The organism is Bacillus sp. JJ1503, from assembly GCF_036965125.1.
Taxonomy (GTDB): Bacteria; Bacillota; Bacilli; order Bacillales; family Cytobacillaceae; genus Cytobacillus.
Genome location: NZ_JBALOZ010000437.1, coordinates 6930 through 7588, shown reverse-complemented (window position 1 = coordinate 7588; position 659 = coordinate 6930). Strand labels below are relative to the sequence as shown.

Sequence of the window (659 nt, the reverse complement as noted above, 5' to 3'; positions counted from 1 at the left end):
GTTATATGATACGACCTATGCTCGGCCGCACAACTGCCAAATAGTTTAAGTACAATCTCTTCTTTTGAATAAATCAGAAGATTCTTTATTTAAATAGCTATTAATGATATTCTACAAATAAAAATAATTCCAAAAGGAGGATTTGGTTTGACAACCACTTCAAATAATAGAACCATTACTAATGAGGTTACCATTAATGCCCCCTACATTTAGTTTGGTACGCTTGGACAATATCTGAACGAGTTTCTGAATGGTTCGCACCTGAAACAGTAGTTGAAGCTATGGAAGGTGGGTCCTATGAACTTTATTTTATTCCTGGAAATAAAACTGGTATGAATACAAAAGGTTGCAAGATTATTAAACTTGTTGATGAAAAAGAGTTACGATTCACTTGGAAAGGCCCAGATCAATTTGAAACTATAATGAATAATGAAAATGAATTAACAACTGTTAATGTTAGTTTTAAACCAGTTGATACCGATTCTACAAAAGTAATTGTTGAACATACTGGATTTAAAGAAGATGATAATTGGAAAGAAGCATTTGACTGGCATCAAATGGCTTGGTTGGGTGTTCTAAGTAGCTTAAAGTCTGCTCTTGAAAAAGGTGAAGGCAGTTTATGTTGCCAACCTATAAAATAAACTGCACAAAACCATCTA

1 pseudogene is annotated in these 659 nt (G+C 33.2%); it reads left to right on the top strand.

Annotated elements, in window-relative coordinates:
- The first annotated feature begins 147 nt into the window (after positions 1–147).
- A pseudogene (locus tag V7149_RS24660) lies at positions 148–641 on the top strand (SRPBCC family protein).
- Positions 642–659 lie beyond the last annotated feature (18 nt).